The organism is Salmonella sp. SAL4457, from assembly GCF_046548235.1.
GTDB lineage: Bacteria > Pseudomonadota > Gammaproteobacteria > Enterobacterales > Enterobacteriaceae > Salmonella > Salmonella enterica.
Map to the genome: position 1 here is coordinate 1 of NZ_JBGDZO010000200.1, position 335 is coordinate 335.

1 protein-coding gene is annotated in these 335 nt (G+C 66.0%); it reads right to left on the minus strand.

Annotated elements, in window-relative coordinates; all coding sequences use genetic code 11:
• Positions 1-310 (minus strand): proton-conducting transporter membrane subunit (locus ACLJNW_RS23905; protein WP_410961181.1); only part of this gene is annotated, 310 nt, incomplete at its 3' end.
• Positions 311-335 lie beyond the last annotated feature (25 nt).

Sequence of the window (335 nt, forward strand, 5' to 3'; positions counted from 1 at the left end):
CCAGCGGATACAGGGCGTGGGCGCGGATCAGCTCGCCAGCCGCGAGGACCTCGGTGAGTTCGAAGCTGCCGGCGTTGTGGCCGAGCAGCAGCACCCCGGCCAGCAGCGCCAGGCCGCCCCCTCCGGTAACGGTCAGGGCCATCCTCGCACCCTTGCGGGCGTCGGAACGGCTGCCCCAGAAGCCGATGAGCAGGAACGAGGACAGGCTGGTCAGCTCCCAGAAGAGCATCATCAGCAAGAGATTTTCCGCGAGCACCACGCCGAGCATGGAGCCCATGAACAGCAGCAGGAAAGCGAAGAAACGCCCCATCGGCTCCTGTTCGGAGAGGTAGTAG